Raw genomic sequence first — 24968 nt, forward strand, 5'->3', positions numbered from 1 at the left:
AAAACAATGATGCGAAAAATTATACTATTATCCTTTCTGAGCTTTGGTTTAAACGCTGCATTTGCACAAAATGCTCCCTATTGGCAACAACATGCCGATTACAAAATGGAGGTATCCATGGATGTCAAAAACTACCTGTACAAAGGGAAACAAGAATTGGTTTATACCAATAATTCTCCTGATACTCTAAGAAAAGTATTTTATCACTTATACCCAAATGCTTTCCAGCCAGGAAGCGAAATGGATGCGCGTCTGCATTCTATTAAAGATCCGGATGGCAGAATGGTAACTAAAGTAAAAGGTGCCGATGGAAAAGAAGTAAAACAAAGTAGAATTGAAACTTTGAAACCAAATGAAATTGGATTTTTAAAAATCACAAATTTCAAACAAGATGGTGTAACGGCTCAAACCAGAACTTCGGGAACTATTCTTGAAGTGACCTTGGCTAAACCAATTTTGCCAAATTCTAAAACAACTTTCACTTTAGATTTTGACGGTCAGGTTCCGGTTCAGATTCGTCGTTCTGGACGAAATAATACTGAAGGAGTTGCCCTTTCAATGTCACAATGGTATCCAAAATTAGCCGAATTTGATTTCGAAGGATGGCACGCAGATCCTTACATTGCAAGAGAATTTCACGGTGTTTGGGGGAATTTTGATGTGAAAATTACAATTGATGAAGACTATACAATTGGCGGTTCAGGATATTTGCAGGATAAAAACCAAATTGGTCACGGGTATCAGGATGCTGGTGTAACAGTTGTTTATCCAAAAAAAGCAAAAACATTAACATGGCATTTTATTGCACCAAATGTTCACGATTTTACATGGGCTGCTGATAAAGCATATACGCATGATGTCGTAAAAGGACCAAACGATGTTGATTTACATTTCTTCTACAAAAATGATCCAAAAACAACTGAAAACTGGAAACAATTAGAACCTTTAATGGTAAAAGTAATGGATTATTACAACCATAAAGTTGGACCATATCCATACAAACAATATTCATTTATTCAGGGTGGAGATGGTGGAATGGAGTACGCAATGTGTACTTTGATGTTAGGAAGCGGAAAACTGGAAGGAATTTTAGGTACGGCAACACACGAATTAGGACACTCTTGGTTCCAACATATTCTGGCTTCAAATGAGTCAAAACACCCATGGATGGATGAAGGTTTTACAACTTACATTGAAGACAGTGCTTTGAATGAATTGAAAGGAGATAAAAAAGAAGAAAACCCATTTAAAGGAGCTTATGGAGCTTACTATCAGTTAGTAAATTCTGGAAAAGAACAACCACAAACTACTCATGGTGATCGTTACGACGAAAACAGACCTTACAGTATTTCCTCTTATGTAAAAGGATGTATCTTTTTATCACAATTGGGTTATGTTATCGGACAAGAGAATTTAGATGCAACTTTAAAAAGATATTTTAATGATTTTAAATTCAAACATCCAACGCCAAATGACATCAAAAGATCTGCTGAGAGAGTTTCTGGAGCTGAATTGGATTGGTATTTAATTGATTGGGCTGAAACGGCAAATACAATTGATTACGGAATTAAAGACGTAGCTGACAACGCAGGGAAAGCAACTGTAACGTTAGAAAGAATTGGAAGAATGCCAATGCCTATCGACTTAAAAGTTGAATATACTGACGGAACTTCTGAGACTTTCTATATTCCTTTAAGAATGATGAATTTCATTAAACCAAACCCAAATCCAAACGTAAAAAGAACTGTTTTGGAGGATTGGGCATGGGCACAGTCAAACTACAGTTTTATAATCGACAAGAACAAAACTGTAATCAAAAAGATCACAATTGATCCAAGCGGATTAATGGCTGATATAAAACCTGCAAACAATGTTTTTGAAGTGAAATAAGAGAAATATCCTTTATACAAAAAGCCCTTAAAATTATTTTTTAAGGGCTTTTTCTTTTTTCAAATTTTATCTAAAATATAGAATTATACCGTTTTCATTTCAGTAACTGTCTGAGGTTGTGTTTTCTTAAAAGGAAAAAACTTTAGGTAACTTGCAGATCTCCAAAGCCATTCGATTGGTCCGTAATTGTATTTAGAAAGCCACCATTTGCTAATGAATAATTGGATGATAAAGACAACAACAGCCAGCGAGAAGTAAAACCAATACGGCATTGTATCGGCTATTCCTAAACCAATTCCTGAGAAAATAAAAGCTGCCAGAATATTTTGAGTAATATAATTAGTTAAGGTCATTTTACCACCAGCACTAAAATAACTGAAAATCGTTTTTAGTTTTCCGTTGGTATAAAGCAGGCAAATTCCGGTTGCAATAAAAATCATTGTACTCAAAACTAACCAGTACAATGGATGAAAAAATTTAAGAGGAGCAAGCTTATAGAAAATCATTAAATTGAAACCAACACCAATAAAAATAGCCGTACCTAAACTAATCCAAAGTGTCTTTTCTAGTAACTTTTTCTGTTCGTTTAAACGGTTAAAGAAATCAAGTTTTTGAAGCAGAAACCCAAAAAGCATACACGCAAACATTACAATATGTGCCGTAATAGCGTAACCCGGAATAATGATTTGTTCATAAAAAGAAGCCAGTAAATTGAACTTAAAAAAGTCCAGCCAGTTCCCGGAATGATACAATTTTAAATATTCCGGATTTGTGGTAATTTCAGGATGTTCGACGGTAAAGCCATTCACAAATGCCATAATAAAAGGAGTCGTAACAACAAGAACGGCACAAATAATGCTTAATGTTTTTGCTGAACTCTTATAAAATAAAAGCATTACAAGTCCTAAAAAGGCATAGTCTTTTAGAATGTCACCAAGCCAAAAAGACGAATTTATAAAGGCCAAGATGAAAAGCAAGATCATTCGCCAGGCAAAAAAAGTAACGGGATTTTTTCCTTTCGCTGCTACGTTATTAATTAAAATGGCAAAACCATAGCCAAATAAGAGCGTTAAAAGAGTCCAGGATTTTGCTGCGAAGAAATAACGGTTAAAATAGAATAGTATATCTGATACAAGACTATTGTTGATTTTGTGTTCTACACCAATGTGTAAAAAATCAGAATAATTGCCAATGGCAACGCCCAAAATGGCCCAGCCGCGAAGAATGTCGACAATAGCAGTTCGTTTGCTTTGTTCGACAGGATGATAAGAATTTGTCATTTGATTAACATTTTGTTTGTGATTGATTGATGATTTTAGATAAAATTTGAAATTATTTTAACGCAACCAAAAGTAAGAAAATTATATAACCAATAACTTTTGTCTAAAAATATATTCCAAAAAGAAAAGCGTGTTATTTTAAAAGAAGTACTTTTAAAATAACACGCTTTAAATTATTTAGGTATTTGAGTTTAACTCAAATGTTCCAGCATATCTTTAGTCATAGTTTCAAGATCAAAAGTATGTTTCCAGTCCCAATCTTTTCTAGCCTCAGCATCATCGATACTTGCCGGCCAGCTGTCTGCAATTTTTTGACGGAAATCTGGATTATAAGTAATCTCAAATTCCGGAATATGTTTTTTGATTTCAGCAGCAATTTCAGTTGGTGTAAAACTCATTGCAGCCAAATTGTATGAAGAATGTATTTTGATTTTTTCAGCTGGTGCTTTCATAATGTTGATGGTTGCATCAATTGCGTCATCCATATACATCATTGGCATTTTGGTTTCAGATGATAGAAAACATTCGTATTTTTTATCGGCTATAGCCTTATAGAAAATATCAACAGCATAATCTGTAGTTCCACCGCCCGGAGGGGTAGACCAGCTAATTAAACCAGGATAACGGATGCTTCTAACATCAACACCATAAATATTATGGTAGTATTCGCACCATCTTTCACCTGCTTGTTTACTAATTCCGTAAACTGTCGAAGGTTCCATAACCGTGTATTGCGGAGTGTTTTCTTTTGGAGTAGTTGGCCCAAAAACCGCAATACTTGATGGCCAGAAGATCTTTTTTATTTTTTTCGCTTTCGCTAAATTTAAAACGTGAAATAAGGAATTCATATTCAAATCCCAGGCAAATGCAGGATTTTTTTCGGCAGTAGCCGATAAAAGTGCTGCCATCAAATAAATATCAGTAATTTGATGTACTTCTACAAGATGCTCAATTTGGTTAAAATCTAAAGCATTGACCACTTCAAAAGGTCCTGAATTAACAACATCAGTATTTAATTTTCGGATATCAGAAGCAATTACATTTTCTGTTCCGTATAACTTACGTAATTTCTGGGTTAATTCTGTCCCAATTTGACCGCAAGCGCCAATAATCAAGATTTTTGGATTCATTTTTTGTAGTTTTTTTAGTTAAGCAAATATAACGTTTTCGCAATTACGCAAGCTTTTTAGAATCATAAATTATAGATTCAATAATGAAAAAGTTTGTTTGTTGGATAATTCTCTTTTCCAAGGGTGTGCCTTTGTGCCGGTAAGGATGTGTCTGTGTGCCTTTAAAAAGTCTTTGTTAAAAATCATTTTTATTGAGGATAAAAGGTGAAAAGAACCCTTTTAAATGATTATGGAGAGCCCTATCGGAAGTGACAAAAAAATAACCTTGTTTTATAGATTCTTTAGCAAAAAACAGAATTCGTAATTGTAAATTTACTTTGTAACTTTGTAGCTTAATGTTTTACCAAATGAAATATAAAATATCTCTTTTTTTGCTTTTGATTTTTGTGTTGAATTCATGTCAAAATGAAAATGAAAAACGCCTTGCTGAAAATCTAAAAGTGGCAAAAAAGAACGAAAAAATATTTAACAATATTAATAAGGCCTGGGTTTTTATTGATGAACCAATCAATGAAGTTTCAGAAAAAAATGTAAACTCCTGGAACGAATGGCGTGAGTTTTTAAAAGAACTTGGTGAAAAACCTAGAAAAACAATCGGTGCATTTCAGAAAAAGTCTACTGCTATTTCAAAAAAAGCAATGGCGCTGAACAATAATATTCCAGCAGAATTTAATCTACCTCAAATAAAAAGCCGAATTTCTATTTTGATTACCAAAGTCAAAATGCTGGATTTATTTATTCACCTCAGTACAATTCCAGATGAGAAAGTAACTTTTTTGATTGGAGAAATCAACAAAGAATTGGTTTCTTTAGAAAGACAAATGGATAAAATTGTTGAGAAAGCTAAAATTCCGAAAGAAGAAGGAGAAGAAGATTTCTTAAGAATGTTAGATACAACACGCGCAATTCCAAATTCAGGACCTGTGCCGCCAATACAAAATACGCCTAAAGTTGAGTAAAAACGCCCTATATACTACCTACGATAATCTGCCAAAAGCAGAGCAGATTGCAACAAATTTACTGGAAGGAAATCAAGTAAAAATGCATCTTAGCGGTTTGTTGGGATCTGCAGTTTCATTTATAATTCGTGCTGTTTTCAAAAAAACCGAATTGCCTTTTTTAATTATTTTAGACAATAAAGAAGAAGCCGCTTATTATTTGAACGACCTTGAACAAATGATCGGTGAGCAGGATGTATTGTTTTATCCGGCTTCATTTCGTCGTCCGTATCAGGTTGATGAAACTGATAATGCTAATGTTTTGCTTCGAGCTGAGGTTTTAAACCGAATAAATTCGAGAAAAAAACCAGCCATAATTGTTACCTATCCGGAAGCTCTTTTTGAGAAAGTAGTAACGCGTCAGCAATTAGATAAAAATACTTTAAAAGTCGCTTTGAACGATAAAATTTCGATCGATTTTATCAACGAAGTTTTGTTCGAATATGAATTCAAAAGAGTTGATTTTATTACAGAACCGGGAGAATTCTCCGTTCGTGGAGGAATCGTCGATGTATTCTCTTTTTCGAATGATCATCCGTACCGAATTGAATTCTTCGGAAACGAAGTTGACAGCATCAGAAGTTTTGATGTAGAGACACAATTGTCTGTAGAAACGCATAAAAAAATCACGATTATCCCGAATGTCGAAAACAAGATTTTTCAGGAAAACCGTGAAAGTTTCTTAGATTATATTGCAGAGAAAACCGTTCTTTTCATTCAAAACACCGACGGACTTTTTAGTCAGTTAGACAAACAATTCGCAAGGGCCGAAGAAGCTTTTGAGAAACTTTCAGGAGAAATAAAACACGCCACTCCAGAACAATTATTCTTAAATCAGAGTTCGTTTATCAAACGTGCCTTGGATTTTTCGATAGTAGAACTGGCTTCAAAACCCATTTTCAAAATTACCAAAAAGGTTGAATTTCATTTTCAGCCACAGCCTTCTTTCAACAAACAGTTTGATTTGCTGTTGAATAATTTGAGCGAAAATCATTTTAACGGATATAAAAATTATCTGTTTTGTTCAAATGAAACGCAGGCAAAACGTTTTCACGATATCTTCGAATCTTTGGATGAAGCGAATTCAGAGAATATCCGCAAGCAGTATCATACTATTGTATTGCCTTTGTACCAAGGTTTTATTGACGAAGAAAATCAAATAACGGCTTATACCGATCACCAGATTTTTGAGCGTTATCACAAATTCAACATCAAAAACGGTTATTCTAAAAAGCAGAATATTACGCTAAAAGAATTAACTGCACTTTCTGTTGGCGATTACGTAACGCACATCGATCACGGAATCGGAAAATTTGGCGGTTTGCAGAAAATTCAGGTGGAAGGCAAAACGCAGGAAGCCATTAAATTGGTTTATGCCGATAATGATATTGTGTATGTGAGCATTCATTCGCTTCATAAAATCTCAAAATACAACGGAAAAGACGGAACGCCTCCGAAAATCTATAAATTAGGATCGAACGCCTGGAAAGTTTTAAAACAAAAAACCAAAGCGCGTGTCAAGCATATTGCGTTCAATTTAATTCAGTTGTATGCAAAACGTCGTTTAGAAAAAGGTTTTCAGTTTGCACCGGACAGTTATTTACAAAACGAATTAGAGAGTTCGTTTATCTATGAAGATACGCCGGATCAAACCAAATCAACACAAGAAGTAAAAGCCGACATGGAAAGCGATCGCCCAATGGATCGTTTGGTTTGTGGTGACGTTGGTTTCGGTAAAACTGAGGTAGCGATTCGTGCTGCTTTTAAAGCGGTTGATAACAGCAAACAAGTTGCTGTTTTAGTCCCGACGACTATTTTGGCTTATCAGCATTATAGAACTTTTACTGAGAGACTAAAAGATATGCCGGTTTCAATTGGTTACTTAAACCGATTCAGAACCGCAAAACAAAAAACACAAACCTTAAAAGATTTAGCCGAAGGAAAACTAGATATCGTCATCGGAACGCATCAATTAGTAAACAAAAATGTGGTTTTTAAAGATCTTGGTTTATTGATTGTCGATGAAGAACAAAAGTTTGGTGTAAATGTAAAAGATAAATTAAAAACCATTGCTGCAAATGTCGATACCTTGACATTAACCGCAACGCCAATTCCGAGAACGCTTCAGTTTTCGTTAATGGCCGCGCGAGATTTATCTGTAATTACCACACCTCCGCCAAATCGTTATCCAATTGAAACGAATGTGGTTGGTTTTAATGAAGAAATAATTCGTGATGCGATTTCATATGAAATTCAGCGAAACGGACAAGTTTTCTTCATCAATAACCGAATCGAAAATATAAAAGAAGTGGCCGGAATGATTCAGCGTTTGGTACCAAATGCCAGAGTCGGAATTGGTCACGGACAAATGGAAGGCGCCAAACTCGAAGAATTGATGTTAGGCTTCATGAACGGTGATTTTGATGTTTTGGTGGCAACCACAATCATCGAAAGCGGTTTGGATGTACCCAATGCCAACACGATTTTCATCAACAACGCCAATAATTTCGGATTGTCAGATCTGCATCAAATGCGTGGGCGAGTAGGGCGAAGCAACAAAAAAGCGTTTTGTTATTTCATCTGTCCGCCGTATTCTTCTATGACCGAAGATGCCAGAAAACGTATTCAGGCCTTAGAGCAATTCAGTGAACTCGGAAGCGGTTTCAACATTGCCATGAAAGATCTTGAAATTCGTGGTGCCGGAGATTTATTAGGTGGCGAGCAAAGCGGTTTCATCAACGAAATTGGTTTTGATACGTACCAAAAAATCATGAACGAAGCTATCGAAGAATTGAAAGAAAACGAATTCAAAGATTTATATCCGGAAGAGAACGATATTGAAACGAAAGAATACGTAAAAGATCTACAAATTGATACCGATTTTGAGTTGTTATTTTCTGATGAATACATCAATAATGTTACAGAACGTCTGAGTTTATACAACGAGTTGGGTTCTGTAAAAAATGAAGCCGAGTTGGTTATATTCCAAAACAAATTAATTGACCGTTTCGGGCCAATGCCTCCACGCGCCAATGCCTTGATGAATAGTATTCGCATCAAATGGATTGCAACCAACATTGGAATCGAAAAATTGGTAATGAAAAAAGGCAAAATGATTGGTTATTTTGTCTCAGATCAACAGTCTGATTATTATCAGTCGTCAAAATTTAGAAAGGTTTTACAATTTGTACAAAAACACAGTTCACTTTGTCAAATGAAAGAAAAACAAACCCCTAATGGTTTACGACTTTTATTGACTTTTGATAATGTAAAATCGACCAAAAGAGCATTGGAATTGATGGAATTATTAGGGGAGTAATTTTTTTGTTCTTTAGAAGCAGAAAAATCAAGTTTCAAAAGACTACCAGTCCCGCTATCCCTTTCAATCTTTTGTGCTGAACCCCAGCACAAAAGGATTTCCAGTCCTATCGGGGCTAGATTAGACGTTTTGTAATTCTATTACCGTTTAAAAAAAAGGCGTATGAAAAATATTTCATACGCCTTTTTTTTGACATAACTAAATTTACTCAATTTTGAGATAATGTAAACCTTTATTTCCTGAAACAATAATTTTTGTTTTAGAGAAAGAGATATCATTAACAACTGAACCTGCAGGTAACTCCAGTTCTAATTCCCAAGAGGTACCGGAATTTTTTGTAACAAATAATTTATCACCTGAGTGAATATACCATTCTGTCTCTGTTCTCAGAAAAAAAGCTTTTACATCAGTTTTTATAACCTCCCATGTTTGAAGCATATCTGTAGATGCATATAATGTTTTATCTTCTTTATTCAGTCCAAATATTTTATTGATATTTGCAAACTTATAACTCGCGGAAGATATTTTTGAGTTGGCTTGTTTGGAAATAGAGTCTTTTACAACCCAATCATTATAACCTGTTTCAGATTGCAGAACCACGTTTTTTAAATCATACAGGCCATTTTTAAGAGTATAAAGCAATCCAACTTGATAAAATTTATTGTCAGATACCGATTTTCCAAAAGCTGAAATGGCCAATCTGGTTGCTACACTTCCGCCATTACTAACAATTGTGGCCCAAGAAGGAGGGTCGCTTTTAATAGTTGTTGCTCCTTTATCTGCTGTGTAAATCTGACCGCTAATCATTGTTGTAAGAATACAAATGTTATTATCAAGATAACCAACTTTTACACCATTAATAGCTGGACTAAAATACCTGTCGACATCAATTCTTTTTTGTGTTTCAAAACCATTATCAGTAAAAAAACCAGCGTTAGTATTTGTTAAAGCGCCCGTTTTTTCATCAATCATTTTAAAATCGCCATAACTCCCTAACTGATTTATGTAAACTGGTTCATAACCGGTAGATTTTCCCTCTATTTTTTTCGGAGCCCCCCAAAAACTATTATCAGATGTGTCATTATCTACAAAAGAAAATATAGTTTTACTATTGTCAAGAACACAAGATGACTGGATGTCTAAATTTCCCAGAGCGGTTAATTTACTCCAGCCTTTTGTCATGATAAAAAAGCTGATAATATTACTGCTTACTTTTTCTATCTGTAATTTTAAAGTGTTCGACCCTCCTTTTAATACATCAGTAATGGGTAGTATAATTTTAGTATTTGAAATCTCTTTTGGAGTTATTTCGATTTCATTTATAAAAACTTTGGTTGGGTAATCTTTGTTAACAAAATTAGTTCCTGTGATTTCCAGGTTTTCTCCAGTAACAAGAAGCTCAGGAGAAATAGCTGAAATTGTAATTGGTGATGGAACTGTTATTACTGGCGGCGTATTATTATTGCCAGATTCATCGCTTGAACATGAAACAATCAGTCCCCCAACTAAGAAAGTCGTTATCAGAAGTAATTTTTTTGTCATTATTTTTTGGATTAGTTTTCTGACGTAAATAACTGTATTTAGGAATTTAAATCAAAATTTTTATCAGAATAATATTAAAGATTTAAAAATAAAAAATGCCGGATGAAATTTTCATCCGGCATTTACTTTTTCAATTAAAATCTATTATTTGACAATCAGTTTCTTCGTCACATTAAATTCATTCGAATTAATATTTACGATATAAATTCCAGAAGCTAAATGATGATTAATTTGCCCTGAAGTTGAAAGTCTGTCTGTTAAAACCGTTCTTCCATTCATGTCTGAAACCGTGATCAAAGCCACATCTCCAGTTTGTAATTCAGGCATTAATACATGAAATTCACTGTCAGTTGCCGGATTCGGATAAATTCCGATTACAGCTTCAGTCGCTGAAACATCATCAATTTTTAAAACCGATTTTCCTGTTCCAACTGTTGTTGGTTCCAATTGCCATTGTGCACTGTACCAACCATCCTGAGAATTTCCGTATTGTGCAGAACCCGTTTGGTTTTCAACATGAATAATGTTTCCAGACTGCCATCTGTTTCTCAATCTTGTCCATGTTCCATCAATATAATCGCTTGACCATTGGGCACTCCAAAAAGTGGTATCCGTAATATTACATTGAACACTGCCCGTTTGTCCTTCGATATTGATTAATTCACCTGTTGCTACATTTTTCAGTACAAAATAAGTGGCATCAATTGCGATTTTTTGCCATTTGTAACTGTTGCCTGAAATAGTAGTGCCGTAACCAACATTCGCACCGGCATCAGATAAATAAGCGCCAGTCCATCTGTTTTTAATAGTGTAATAATTTCCTGTTGCAGTTGAAACTGTTAAAGCGCAAGTACTTGTTTTACTTCCGTCAACAGTTGTAACTGTAATTGTTGAAGTTCCATTAGCTACAGCTGTAATTAAGCCTGAAGCATTTACTGTTGCTACAGCTGTATTGCTTGAACTGTATGTAACGTTTTTGTTTGTTGCATTAGCGGGAAGAATTGTTGGTGTCAATTGTTGCGTTCCGCCAACAGCCAATGAAGCAGAAGTTGGACTCAAACTTACACTTGTTACCGCAACATTTGTTGCGTTCACCGTTACCACACAAGTCGCTGTTTTTGCTCCATCCTGAGTGGTTACAGTAATAGTTGCAGAACCTGCTGCAATTGCAGTTATTAATCCGGTTGCGTTTACAGTTGCTATAGCCGTATTGCCTGAACTATAGGTAACCGTTTTGTTCGTTGCTGTTGCAGGCGCAACTGTTGGCGTTAGTTGTTGTGTTGCACCAACCAATAAAGTGGCTGTCGTTGGCGATAATGTAACTCCCGTCACCGCAACAACAGTTCCCGGATTCGAATCGTACCAGGTATTGTTCATGTACCAGCCTGTTTTGTTTCGGCTTAAATCAGCAGTTTGGTTGGTTCCGTCATTGAAAATTAAATTCGTTGAAGTTACATTGGTGAACGTATAACTGTACCATCCATTTCCGGCATCGGTCATATTAACTCCCGGCCAGGTTGCATTTGCTAAAACTCCTGTAGGCAACGCACTCCAGTAATAAATTTTGATTCCAGTTCCCCAATTGGATGGTTTATAGAAATAAACCGTGAAATTACTATTTGGATTTACTGTAATTGTAGCAATTGCGGTTTTATTTCCGTCTTGCGTTGTAGTGGTAACATTTGCTGTTCCTGCCGAAATTGCTGTTACAAGTCCGCTAGAATTTACAGTTGCAATAGCCGTGTTACTTGAGCTATAAGTTATGTTTTTATTAGTGGCATTTGCTGGTAAAACGGTTGCCGTAAGTTGTTGTGTATTTCCTGCATATAAACTTGCAGTAGTTGGTGTAACACTTACAGAAGCCACTGGAATTGCTGCAACAGTAACTGCCGAAGTTGCTGTTTTGTTGCCATCAACAGTTGTAGCTGTGATTGTAGTTGTTCCTGCTGCTACAGCGGTTACTAACCCGTAAGCGCTAACGGTTGCGACAGAAGTATTGCTTGACGTCCAGTTTATATTTTGATTTGTTGCATTCGCCGGAGCGATCGTTGCACTTAATTGTTGCGTAGAACCTAAACCAACAGTTACTGTCGATGGACTAACAGAAACGCCTGTCACTGCAACAACCGGCGTATTGGTATTCGTTAAAACCAAATATTCATAAGCCGCAAAGGATCTTGTAGCACCCGCTGTTAAAGTTACAGAAGCATTATTGTTGTATGGATTTACATAAGTTCCCGCCAAAGAAGCGGGAATAACATATGATTTAGAAGCGTTTCGTAGATTCGACATTACGATTACTTTTTCAGTACCTAATGTTTTGGTAAAAATACTGATATCATCATTGGCATACATCGTTAAATCACCACGTCGAATGGCAGCACTCGAAGTTCTGAAATTTAAAATCTTAGCAAAATCGGCAGCGGCAGTTGGATTTTGAGACCAGTTGAATTTAAAACTTTGCCAAGGCCAGTCTGTTTTTGGTTCGTAGTCAATTTCCTGTCCGCTCATTAAAAAAGGAACACCTTTCATATAAGCTGAAACTAAGAAATTAGCAACAATTCCGTTGTGATTGTTGAAGATTACAAACGGTCTTTGAACTCCATTATCATTTGTGTAGGTATCATGATTTCCAGTATAACGAACGGCTTGATTAGAACCCGTTGCATTGGCATATTCATAATCATTGATCGTTTGCAAACGTGTAGAAACCGGACCACCGGCAGCCACATCTTTTAAGGCATTCCAAAACCATCTGTCACCAAAATTCATGTCAAAACCTGCAGTGAAATTGGCTTGTCTGTCTCCTTCGGCTAACATTAATAATTTATGAGAAGAAATTCCACGTATGTTTCCGATAACTTCTGACCAGAAATCTAATGGAGGATTATTCGCATAATCGCAACGGTATCCGTCAACGTTTGCCGCTAAAATCCAATAACGCATAGCGTCTTTTATCGCATTTCTTGTAGCTGAACTATTAAGATCAAGAGCTGCAATATCGGAGAAGTTTCCTAATTGCTGAATGGTTGTACCGCTTCTCAAATAATACTCAGGATGCGTGGTTGTCCAGGCATTGTCCCAAGAAGTTCCGTTGATGGCGATATCTAAAATAACAGCCATTCCGCGGCTGTGGGCACCATCAACTAAAGTTCTTAAATCGCTCAAAGAGCCGTATTCTGATCCAACAGCTTTAAAATCTTTAATACAATAAGGAGAAGGCGAGCTTCGAGAGTCAGTACCGTGTGGGTAAATGGGCATTAAATAAATGACATTGGTACCGAGTGCTTTTATATTATCTAAACGGGCGGTTACTCCGACTAAATTTCCGTTGGCACTAAACGGACGAATATGTACCTGATACATGTTTACATCTCGCGTATCGGGAACGCCGGCAAATGGCGTACCGTACTGAGGCGGATCTTGTGCATAAACGGAACTTGCAAATAATATCAGAAAACAAATCAATGTTTTCGTGAAATGAAATAATCTAGTGGTAATTTTGATTTTCATAATTTCGGTTTTTTGCATGCTTGTCAGCATCTTTAACTAAAATTCATTCTCACTCGCATTGGTTTTTAAATTCGACAAACATTTTGTGGTTAATAGTTTTCAAGTTTTTTGTTTTTAATATGCCCAAAAATGGACAATAGTTTTTTTTCGCCACGAATTCACGAATTTTTTTTAATCTTATATAAATTAATAATTCGTGAATTCGTGGCGGAAAAATTAGTTACAAGGAGATTTTGTAACGATCTATAATTTTTTCAATCCCTTTAATTCTGTAGCATTTCCTTCTTTAATGCTGATAGCAACACCTCCGCCCGGAGCTAAATACTGTTTTAAAATTGTTTTTGAGGTTACAACAACTTTAGTGACAGTATATTTCTGTGGGTTTTTATCCCAGTTGGCTTCTTTGGCATCGGCGTAAATAGTGGCAATGAATTTTTTTCCGGCAGGTAAATAATCAAATGTAATGTTGGCAGTTCTTGCATTTTCGTCTGTGATTCCTCCCACAAACCATGCGTCTTTTCCTTTAGCTTTACGTGCGATTGTGATGTAATCTCCTGGTTCAGCTTCTAAAATATAGCTGTTGTCCCAATCGACAGCAACATCTTTAATGAACTGAAAAGCATCTGGAAAACGTTCGTAATTCCCAGGAATATCAGCCGCCATTTGCAACGGACTGTACATCGTAACATAAAAAGCCAGTTGTTTTACCAAAGTCGTATTAACACGCTGTGTACTTCCAGTTCCATAATACGAAAGATCCGTTTGGAAAATTCCCGGAGTATAATCCATTGGACCTCCCATTAATCTTGTAAAAGGCAAAATAGTAGTATGATCCGGTGCTAAACCGCCCATTGATTCAAACTCAGTTCCGCGAGCAGATTCTTGTGCAATCCAGTTCGGGAAAGTTCGGTTTAAACCTGTCGGACGAACCGCTTCGTGACTGTCAATCATAATTTTATAATCGGCAGCACGTTTGGCCACATTGATATAATGATTCACCATCCATTGCCCGTCATGATGTTCGCCACGCGGAATAATTTTACCTACATATCCTGTTTTTACAGCATCGTAACCGTTGTCATTCATAAATTGAAAAGCACGGTCTAAACGGCGTTCGTAATTGGTCGCAGATCCTGAAGTTTCATGGTGCATGATAATTTTAACTCCTTTAGAAGCTGCATATTCATGAACTGCTTTTACATCAAAATCAGGGTAAGCGGTTACATAATCAAAAACTTCTTCTTTCCAGTTGTTGATCCAGTCTTCCCAGCCAATGTTCCATCCTTCGATCAGGATGGCATCGAAACCATTTTTAGAAGCAAAATCAATATATTCTTTTGCTCTTTCTGTTGTAGCTCCGTGTTTTCCATTCGGCGTAAGCTTCGTGAAATCATCCGTTAGTTTTACGTTGTTTTCTTTTCCAAAAGCCCACGTACTTCTTCCTGCTACAAAATATTCCCACCAAATCCCTATGAATTTTACCGGTTTGATCCACGAAACATCTTTATAACTTGTCGGTTCGTTGAGGTTCAGTATTAACTTTGAAGCCAAAATCTCCGTTGCTTTATCACTAACAACAATAGTTCTCCACGGCGATTGTGCATCAGTTTGCATATACCCTTTTGCACCTACAGCATCTGGCGCTAAATGACTGCACATTTTGTTGTTTACAGCATCAACTTCAAGATACATTGCCGGATAATTGATTAAACCAGCTTCGTGAATGTTGATGTACAAACCATCATCAGATTTCATCATTGATGGCGTTTGAACAGCAAGTTCTTTTATCGGCCATTGCGAATTGATTTCGATTGTGGCTTTTTTCATCAACGAAGGAATTTCAGAAATTTTCGAAGTGGTATACGCATATTCATTGGTATCATAATCTCCAGGAATCCAGAAAATTTTATGATTTCCGGCCAAATTAAATTCAGAACGCTCTTCTTTAATCACAAAATAACTCAAATCATTTTGCTTTGGAAATTCATATCTAAAACCTAATCCGTCATTGAATAAACGGAAACGAATGCGAATATATCTGTTGTTGTTTTTCGCTTGCGCTAAAGTGACAACCAATTCGTTATAATGATTACGAATGGTTTTTTCTTCTCCTAAAACCGGATTCCAATTTTCATCAACAGAGGATTGTGCTGTATTTGTAATGGTAAAACCATCCAAAAACGAAGGCAAATTTTGAAGTTCTAAACCCAAAGAACTTGGTTTTATAACTGCTTTTTGTTTATATGATAATTGGTAAGACGGAATTCCGCCTTCTTTTAATTCAAATTTTAAAGAAAGATTTTTGTCTGGCGAATTGATTTCCTGTGCCTGAATCCATAAGGAGTTCACAAACAAGAAAAGTAAAAGCGCTAGTTTTTTGTTCAAACGAATTTGAAGCATTTTTTGGGATTGAAAATTCATGTTATTTAGTTTTTTGCAAAGCTAATTTTATTAGATGCTTTTATTGTTTTTTTAGGATTAAATATTGATAAGCTTCCAATTTAATTTGATTCGTTATTGCAACTGATTCGCCTGTTAGTGCGTTTTTCCAGGTAGTGTCAGCAATTCCTGTTGCAGCGCCATAGGTTACCGCACTGTTGCGCAAATTCACCACAACTAAAACTTTTTCGGTATCAGTTTGCATTATAAAAGCGCTCACATCAGTATTACTATATCCTGTTAATTTTCCTTTTCTTAAGGCATCACTAGTATTTCTAAAAGCAATTAATTTTTTGTATTCTTTTAGCATTGCGTAATCTGCCGTTGACCAATCGATTGGTGTACGATCGAAATAATCAATTCTTTTATTGTAACCTACTTCCTGACCGTTATAAATCATTGGAATTGAGTTCATAGAAAAAGCGACTACAAAAGCTGCAAGTGATCCTTTTTTGCCACCAAATAATTCTAGCGGAGTACCATCAGACAAATTCACATCGTGATTGCTTGTATAGCGAACAATTCTTCCAGTTGAAGTGGTTCCATATTCTTTTGTATTTTGTGACTGCAAATTTGAGGCAGGTTGCCCATTGGCAACTACTTTTTTTAATGAATCATAAAAACCAAAACCGAAATTATAATCAAATCCAGCTGTAAAATTGTCGGCACGGGTACCTTCTGCCATCATCAGTAAATTTTGATTCTTGATCTTTCTAACAGTAGAAATTGCCTGTGTCCAAAAAGCCGTTGGTACAAAATCGGCATAATCACATCTAAAACCATCAATGTTCGCATTGTAAACCCAATAGGACATTGCATCAATCATTGCAGTTTTCATTTGAGTATTAGTAAAATTTAATTGCGCAACATCGTTATAATTTGTTCCGGGAGGAATAATAATATTTCCGCTTGCATCTTTTTGATACCAGTCTGAGTGCTCTGTAATCCATTTGTTATCCCAGGAAGTATGATTGGCAACCCAGTCTAAAATAACAGCCATATTGCGTTTATGAGATTCATTTACTAATGAACGAAGATCTTCTAAAGTTCCAAAATCAGTGTTAACGGCTTTATAATCTTTAACAGAATAAGGAGAACCTAATTTCCCTGATTTTTTTACTTGTCCAACAGGATAAATAGGCATTAAATACACCACATTTGCCCCTAATTTTTTTATTGAATCTAATTTTTTCTCAACGCCTTTTAATGTTCCTTCGCTACTAAAAGCGCGAATATTTACCTGATAAATAATGGCATCGGTGCTTTTAGGCATATTAGCAAATGGTTCGCCGTATTGCTGATAAACTGGATCCGGATTTGGATTGGGTTTTGGATCCGGATTCTGATTATCCTCAGAAGAACTACAGGATATAAATGCCAGAGCTAGCAATAGTAAAAAAACGATGTTGGTATTCGACTTCATAATTCAGGAATTTAAATTTTTTATAAGGCTGAGCTGTAATTATTGATTTTAAAGTTTGATAGATAACCTGCCTTTCGCTCAAAAAAGGCAGGTATCACTCAAACTAATCTAGCTTATATTTAATATGTTAGATTATTTTTTAACTATAGTGCAAGTTGCCGTTGCGGGATAACCTTTAGAATCCGGATCGGTTTCATCTATTGTAAAAGTTACTTCGTAACTTCCAGCTTCAGTAATGGTATATGCACCTCCATTATCTTTATCGATGATATTAGTTTCTGGATTTGCTGGTCCGTAATTAACAGCCCAATCATCATTCAGTCTAATTTTTACTGCACCTGGTAATAAATTAGCTGTTATTTTCCATGATTTTGTTTTATGATCATAAGACATTGGTACTGAGTGGTTCCATCCGTAATTTGGATCACTGGCTGTTTGCTCCGCTGTTGCAGATGCAGGTCCAACAATGCCCCATGCATAAGGAGTAGCAGACCATTTTAAAGTGTTTAAATTTACCTTAACCTGATAAGAACCAACGCCAGGAAATTCAAGATTTTTGTCATTCATTTTCTCCAGATTACCTTCTCCGGGACCTGCTCCATAAAATTCAGTCCAGTTTCTGGCAGTATTTACTTTAAATATAGTTCCGTAACCTTGCTGTACAGTTGCGTACCCTAGGTAAATACCTTTTTCGATGGCGGTTAAAACAGAAGCTGTATTTACATCCCATTCTCCCTGATAAGCTCCAGGCATATAGATTTCACCAAAAACAACTGCTTTTTCGTAAGTAGTAACTGTAAGGTCAATAGCATTAGAATATATACTTCTATCCATTACGGCTACAACTCTGGCAGATATTGCACTAGCAACATCGGCTTTAAGACCTAAGTCTGTAGCAATTTTATTTAAGTCTCTTACGGTAAAAGATTTACTCAAAACGTCATTTCCAGCCTCGAAAGCTTTGGCATTTAGCCACGCATTTTTGCCTTTAGTGTTTACGGTTAAATCAAATTGAACCGTGTACAGAACGGGAGCTTCAACGGGGAAAACAACAGCCGGCCAAGAGATTGTTACGGCCTCATTGTCTGCATTGGCTTCTGTTAGTACAATTGTATTTACTGAAGAAGTAATTGGTGCCGGAAAACTAACAGATTGTAAAACTGTCAATGGCGAATCACTGTCACAAGAAGTAGCAAACATTACAATGGTGAGTAATGCTACTAATTTATTGATATATTTTTTCATAATGTGTACTGTTTTTAGTAACCTGGATTTTGTTTAAGTCCTGGATTAGCATTTAAAGCTGAAGTTGGGATAGGGAATATTTTTCTATATTCAGGTGAAACACCTCTGAATTGATTTGGTAATAAAAATTTATCAAAACGAATCATATCTTCTCTACGGTGTCCTTCCCAATTTAGTTCACGACCTCTTTCATCATAAATATCTTCAAGAGTTGGATTTCCCGTTAGACCAGAAATTCCTGCACGCGTTCTAATAGCATCTACAAATGGTTTAGCTGCTGCGGGATTACCCAAACGTACATTACATTCTGCCATCATTAAAACAAGATCGGCATATCTGTAAATAGGGAAATCATTAGATGCTCCACCGCCACCTCTTGGTACAACAGGATAAAATTTAATATTACGAACTCCTTCTTGTGCACCAGCACCCGGGTCGTCTAATGAAGTTACATCCAGTGTATAATTAGCTCCTCCTGGTTGTTGTCCTACTAAAAATTGGTTTTTACGTACATCGCCATCTTGATATTTCAAATAAAATTCTTTAGGAACAATCGTCCCGTTCCATCCGTCATAACCAAATAAGGCTCGGCAATGTGCACCATACAAACTACGTACGGTAAAGATGTTTCGCGAAACCACGTCGACAGTTGTATAAATTGATAAAATTGTTTCATCCTGAGGAAGTACATCGCCAAATAATTCGTAATATTTGCTTGATAAAGGATTGGCAAGATCTTCAGCACCTGAGTGTAGTGAAAAACCACCACCGTCGACAACGTTACAAGCTGCCAGACACTCAGCCCATTTTGGTGTTCCGGTAAGTACACCTGCATTCAAATATACTTTGGCAAGCAATGTGTATCCTGCCCATTTATTGAATCGGCCATATAATTCTCCTCCTTTACCTGTTGGCAGTAAATCAACATTCGCTTTTAATTCAGAAACTATGAAATCAAATACTACCTGACGACTCGCTTGTGGAATTTTATCTACAGTAATATTATTGTCTGTATAAAAAGGAACGTCGCCAAAATCATCAATCAATAAGTAGTAGAAAAAAGCTCTTAATACTTTTGCTTCAGCAATTTTTGAAGAATCTGCACCTGCTAACTCTAATTGATTAACAGCTAAATTGGCATTGAAAACAGATAAATACAACCAATTCCAGGTATTATTTATCATTGTATCTGTTGGCAACCAATCGTGTTTATAGGTGCGTGCAAAATCAGTACCCCAGTCACCTGTATTTCTGTGCGGAATAACTTGTTCATCGGCGCACATTGAATTCAAATCATACCAGCCTAAATCGGCACCGGCATAACCTACACCATTCCAATTACCGCCTATCTGGGCATAAACACTTGCCAGAGCGATATCCGCTCCTTCTGGTGTTCCGTAAAATTCATCAGGCTGATATTTGTCATACACAGTTTCATCAACGTTAGTGCAGCCAACCAGAGCAAAGAAACAAATGCTTCCTGCTATCAATATATTTTTAATTTTCATTTCTTTTACTATTTAAATTTGACAATTACACCAAACGCAACACTTCTTGTACGAGGATAAATACCTCTGTCACCACCAAAATATGCATTATCAGCATTACTTCCGTTTAGGTTAATTTCAGGATCGATACCTGTGTAATCTGTGATAAGAAATAAGTTGTTTCCAGTAAGAGAAAGTCTGATAGACTCAAAAAAGCGGTCTTTAAAAACAAAATTGTATCCTGCAGTAACATTTTCTAAACGAATAAAAGAAGCATCTTCCAACCATATGTCTGAACCATATGTAGAAGTTCTGATACCTTTGTCTAAAGCACTGTCTAATACATTTGATTTACCGATATTCTCTAAATAACTTGAACGTTGATTAACAAGGTTGTAGACCTTATTACCTCCTGAACCTCTTAATAAAAGAGAAGCATCAAAGTTTTTATATCGTAAAGATGGATTGAAAGCAAAAGTGTAAGTTGGTAAGGCAGATCCTTCCATTACGCGGTCAGGGCTTCTGGCTCCCTGATCAAAAGTCCCATCTCCATTTTGATCCACTACAGTTTCAACACCGGAAGCGTTTACACCTTCATGTTGTAAAATGTTAAATGTACCAATTGGCTGTCCTTTTATCAAATACATGTTAGGCGTTCCTCCGCCCCAAGCTACATAATCAGTATTCAAAGGTATACCATTGATACTTCCGCTTAAGTTAAGTACTTCATTGCGCATAAAAGAAGCGTTTCCAGCTAATGTCAATGTTGTATTTTCATTACGAATAACATCATAACCTAAAGAAACCTCTAATCCTTCGTTTCTAATACTACCTACATTGGCTTTAATATCACTTTTTGGATAAGGCGGTTGTGGTACTGTGTAATTAAATAAAAGATTGTCAGTTGTAGCAGTATATACATCAAAAGTACCTCTTAGTCGGTTATCAAGTAAGGCAAAATCAAGACCTAAATTGGTTTGTTTTTTGGTTTCCCATTTTAAATCGGCATTTGGATTTTGACTAATGGCGAAATTGGTAATTTGAGAACCTCCAAAATAGGTAGATCCAGCACCATCAACCAAAGATAAAGAACCCTGTGGATTTAAACCCTGCTGGTTTCCTGTAACACCATAACCTGCACGCAATTTCAACTCATTTATTAATGTTTGATTGCTCATAAATGATTCTTTAGTAATTTGCCATGCAACTGATGCCGATGGGAAATTACCCCATTTGTTGTTCGCTCCAAAAACAGAAGATCCATCACGTCTCATACTTGCGGTAACTAAATAACGGTCTAATAAAGTATAATTAGCTCTTGCTACAAATGAAGCTAATGTTCTGTCATTTTTATATGAATTTATATCATTATACAATACTTTAGACATATCGCCATATTGTAATGCATTATATGAAGTTACATCACTAATAAATCCTCGTGCTTGTAAAAAACTTCCTTCGTAAGTTTGATTTTGCCATTCGTATAATGCCAAAGCATTAATACTATGAACACCAAAGGTTTTTTTGTAAGTCAAACTGATGTCCATCAACTTCTCATTCTGTCTCTTATTTGAAATGTTTCCAAAACCGTCTTGTCTAACAGCGCCAGGATCCGTTGATGATGATGGCAAATAAAAACCAGTTGTTGAATTCGTTTTTCTCCAGCTACCAAACCAACCAGCTTGTAAGCCATCAGCTAAGTCTAAGTCAGCTTTAAGACTCCCAAATAAGTTATCCCATTGCGAGTCATTAATTGTTTTTTCTGCTACTGCATAAGGATTTATATATTGAAACAAACCTGGGTCTGTAAAATAAGATTTTCCATCAGTATCAAAAACAGGGTCAGTTGGACGCATTAAGTAAGCTTGTGAAATCAAGTTAGAAACCTGTCCTGATCTACCCAAATCTGCTATACTCCTTGTGCTAGTTTCAACTCCGTTATTTAAATTAAAAGTTAATTTTAATTTATCGTCCAGTCCTTTTTGAGTCGCTTGTACTCTGGCAATATATTTTTTGTTACTAGAGTTGATGACCACACCATCCTGCGAAATAGCAGTCAAAGAAGCACGGTAATTTAATTTATTTGTACCCCCTCCAAATGAAAGTGTGTGGGTTTGTGTAAAGCCAGTTTGGGTTAATACGCCATACCAATCCGTATCAGCGCCATGATTTGAAGAGGCAGGAACACCATTGGCAGCCGCTGCCGCAGTCCATTCACTAGCATTTAGCATATCTAATTTTTTCGGAATAAAATCTATAGAAGTAGATCCAACATATTCAATAGTAGATTTTCCATTTTTGTTGCTTTTTGTAGTTACAAGAATAACTCCGGCAGCTCCTCTTGATCCGTAAATAGCTGTTGCAGAGGCGTCTTTTAGAATGTCAATAGATTCAATTTCAGTTGGGGGAATCGAAGTTAGCAAGTCTAAATTTCCTTGTATTCCATCTACCACAACCAATGGATCACTACCGCCAATTAATGAACTCACTCCACGTATACGAACACTTGGTCCTGAACCTGGTTCGCTACCTATTTGGTTAATATTTACACCGGCAGCTTTACCTGAAATCAATTGCAACGGATTAACAATTGCTCCCTGATTCATATCTTTTGCCCCTATAGACGAAACAGCTCCGGTAACATCTCTTCTTGCTGTAGTACCGTAACCAACTACTACAATTTCTTGTAAATCAGTTGCATCCGGAATAAGCTGAATATTTATAATACTTTGATTAGCGGTTACTTTTTTTTCTTTGTATCCAACAAAACTTACTATAATTACAGATGAACTGCTTTCAACTGTAATCTTGTATTTTCCATCAAAATCGGTTACCATTCCATTTCTGGTCCCTTCTTCCAGAACCGAAGCTCCAGGCAAAGGCAGGCCGTTTTCATCCGTAATAATTCCGCTTACAGTTTGTTTTTGAAATTCAATAATTTGCGTTTTTAATTCTGGCTTTTTCAAGATAATCTGCGTATCCCTGATTTTAAATTCAGTTGGAGTTCCTTTAAAAAGTTTATCTAAAACAACATAAATAGATTGATCTTTTACATTAATTGAAATCGTGCGATCTAAATCGATGTCATTCAGTTTGTAAATAAACCTGAAGTCTGTTTTTTGTTCTATGGTCTCAATAACCTTTTCGATTGTTGAATTGTTTAATTCCAGGGTTACTTTTGTCTTTTGGGCATAAGTATTCCCTCTAATATTAAACATGGCGACCAAAATAAGTAGTGTAGTTAATTTCAATTTTAGGTCATTTTGGAACACTCGGTATAGAAACCCAGTATTCTTTGATTTTTTTTTCATAATTTTGTTAATTGATTGTAGTTAATTCGTTATATTCAATCACTTAGTTAATCGGAAATTGTTCGCAGCTCTTTCCGATTTTTTTATTTTAGTACTTTCTCTTCATGCTTTTTCATTGGTTTTAGTGGTTATTTAATTAGTATTTGATTGTTTTTTATCGTGTAATTAATGCCATGAATGTCATTAAAATAGCTCATTACTTTTTCTATTGATTCATCGCTGAAACTAGCATTGAATTTTTCGTTGGCCAGTTTTTCGTTTTTGTTTACGATAGTTACGTTGTATCGTCTTTCTAATTTGGTGATGATATTTTTGAAAGTCATATTTCTGAATGTCAATCCACCATTAATCCATGAAGTATAGATATCGGTAATAACTGGTTTAGTAAAAATCACGTTATTCTGTTTGTTGAAACTTCCTTTGTAGCCAGGTTTCAGAACAGTATTTTTATTAGCATCAAACTCTTCTTTTACATTATACATTCCAACTGAACCTTCTACTAAAACAACATCTGTTGCAGCATCTTCTGCATAATTTGACACATTGAAATGCGTCCCTAAAACACGAACATTCAAATTGTCAGCATTTACGATAAAAGGATGTTTTTTGTCTTTGGCAACATCAAAGAAAGCTTCTCCATCTAAAAACACTTGTCTGTTTTCGCCAGGAATAAATTTCACAGGATATTTTAAAGTAGTTCCAGAGTTTAAGTGAACCGTAGTTCCATCAGATAACTGCAATTGAAATCTTTTGCCGTATGGAATCTTGATGGTGTTATAAGCGATTTTTTCTAAATCAGAATTATTGTCGTAAGTAATTTTATCTCCATCTTGATTTCCAACAATATTCCCATCAGCATCTCTTACTTCAACTTTATTATTCTCAGAAATAATTTGAATATTTCCGTTTTCTAATTGTAATACAATGTCGGTGCTTTTAAAGTCGAATTTTGGTTCTGATTTAGTATTAAAAGCTCCTTTTTGATAAGCAAAACCAATTCCTAATAAAACAACTACCGAAGCGGCAATCGAAATGTATTTTTTGAAATTTGATTTTTTAGGTGCGATAGAAATTGTTGTTTGATTTTCTTTAGTGGCACTTAGAATGTTTAAGAAAATATCATCAGCAGTTTTCTCAGTCATTTTTGGCATTTCGCCCAAAAGATTTTGAATGTCTTCTACAGTTGGAAACTCGTCTGTAAGTTGATTTTTTTTGTAATACGCAATTACTTCATTTGTTTCCTCAGGTGTACATTGGTTTAAAACAAACTTTTGTAAAAGGTTTTTTATTTCAGAATTTGAATTCATTACGAATTGTTTTTAGGTCCGGTTTTTATATAATACAGTTGAAAGGAAGTTGAGTACTACTCAAACGTTGTAAATTTTTAAATT

13 protein-coding genes are annotated in these 24968 nt (G+C 35.7%); 3 read left to right on the top strand and 10 right to left on the bottom strand.

Annotated elements, in window-relative coordinates:
- The first annotated feature begins 9 nt into the window (after positions 1-9).
- A complete protein-coding gene (locus BUA98_RS03120; protein WP_072970175.1) occupies positions 10-1890 on the top strand; it encodes a M1 family metallopeptidase in 1881 nt (626 codons plus the stop codon).
- An 83-nt stretch (positions 1891-1973) separates the two neighbouring features.
- On the opposite strand, the gene BUA98_RS03125 is transcribed toward BUA98_RS03120, so the two are convergent.
- Together BUA98_RS03125 and BUA98_RS03130 are read right to left on the bottom strand one after the other, a co-directional pair.
- On the bottom strand, positions 1974-3170 hold the full coding sequence (locus tag BUA98_RS03125; protein WP_072970176.1) for a DUF418 domain-containing protein: 1197 nt from the start codon (positions 3168-3170) through the stop codon (positions 1974-1976).
- 191 nt (positions 3171-3361) lie between these two features.
- Complete coding sequence (locus BUA98_RS03130) at positions 3362-4300, bottom strand: L-threonine 3-dehydrogenase (protein WP_072970177.1); 939 nt, start codon at positions 4298-4300, stop codon at positions 3362-3364.
- A gap of 347 nt (positions 4301-4647) precedes the next feature.
- Between BUA98_RS03130 and BUA98_RS03135 the strand changes: the two genes are divergently transcribed.
- The gene (locus tag BUA98_RS03135) at positions 4648-5259 is read left to right on the top strand and encodes a hypothetical protein (protein ID WP_072970586.1); all 612 of its coding nucleotides are present in this window, start codon (positions 4648-4650) and stop codon (positions 5257-5259) included.
- Entirely contained in the window at positions 5252-8617 is a 3366-nt protein-coding gene (gene mfd / locus BUA98_RS03140) for a transcription-repair coupling factor (RefSeq protein ID WP_072970178.1), read from the top strand. Before BUA98_RS03135 ends, mfd begins: the two co-directional genes overlap by 8 nt.
- A 204-nt stretch (positions 8618-8821) precedes the next feature.
- Here mfd and BUA98_RS03145 read toward each other — a convergent pair whose 3' ends face one another.
- From BUA98_RS03145 to BUA98_RS03180, 8 genes are all read right to left on the bottom strand, one after another.
- Complete coding sequence (locus tag BUA98_RS03145) at positions 8822-10159, bottom strand: IPT/TIG domain-containing protein (RefSeq protein WP_072970179.1); 1338 nt, start codon at positions 10157-10159, stop codon at positions 8822-8824.
- Positions 10160-10303: 144 nt separating this feature from the next.
- The gene (locus BUA98_RS03150; RefSeq protein WP_159433445.1) at positions 10304-13672 is read right to left on the bottom strand and encodes an Ig-like domain-containing protein; all 3369 of its coding nucleotides are present in this window, start codon (positions 13670-13672) and stop codon (positions 10304-10306) included.
- Between the two features lie 243 nt (positions 13673-13915).
- The gene (locus tag BUA98_RS03155; RefSeq protein ID WP_244279163.1) at positions 13916-16093 is read right to left on the bottom strand and encodes a glycoside hydrolase family 97 protein; all 2178 of its coding nucleotides are present in this window, start codon (positions 16091-16093) and stop codon (positions 13916-13918) included.
- A gap of 40 nt (positions 16094-16133) precedes the next feature.
- On the bottom strand, positions 16134-17534 hold the full coding sequence (locus BUA98_RS03160; RefSeq protein ID WP_072970181.1) for an alpha-amylase family glycosyl hydrolase: 1401 nt from the start codon (positions 17532-17534) through the stop codon (positions 16134-16136).
- 132 nt (positions 17535-17666) lie between these two features.
- Complete coding sequence (locus tag BUA98_RS03165) at positions 17667-18779, bottom strand: SusE domain-containing protein (protein WP_072970182.1); 1113 nt, start codon at positions 18777-18779, stop codon at positions 17667-17669.
- 14 nt (positions 18780-18793) lie between these two features.
- Entirely contained in the window at positions 18794-20287 is a 1494-nt protein-coding gene (locus BUA98_RS03170) for a RagB/SusD family nutrient uptake outer membrane protein (RefSeq protein ID WP_072970183.1), read from the bottom strand.
- Positions 20288-20295: 8 nt separating this feature from the next.
- Complete coding sequence (locus BUA98_RS03175; protein ID WP_244279164.1) at positions 20296-23517, bottom strand: TonB-dependent receptor; 3222 nt, start codon at positions 23515-23517, stop codon at positions 20296-20298.
- Between the two features lie 188 nt (positions 23518-23705).
- Positions 23706-24884: a FecR family protein gene (locus BUA98_RS03180; RefSeq protein ID WP_072970185.1), complete on the bottom strand. Its 1179-nt coding sequence runs from the start codon at positions 24882-24884 to the stop codon at positions 23706-23708.
- Between the last annotated feature and the right edge of the window lie 84 nt (positions 24885-24968).

The organism is Flavobacterium saccharophilum, assembly GCF_900142735.1.
Classification (GTDB): domain Bacteria; phylum Bacteroidota; class Bacteroidia; order Flavobacteriales; family Flavobacteriaceae; genus Flavobacterium; species Flavobacterium saccharophilum.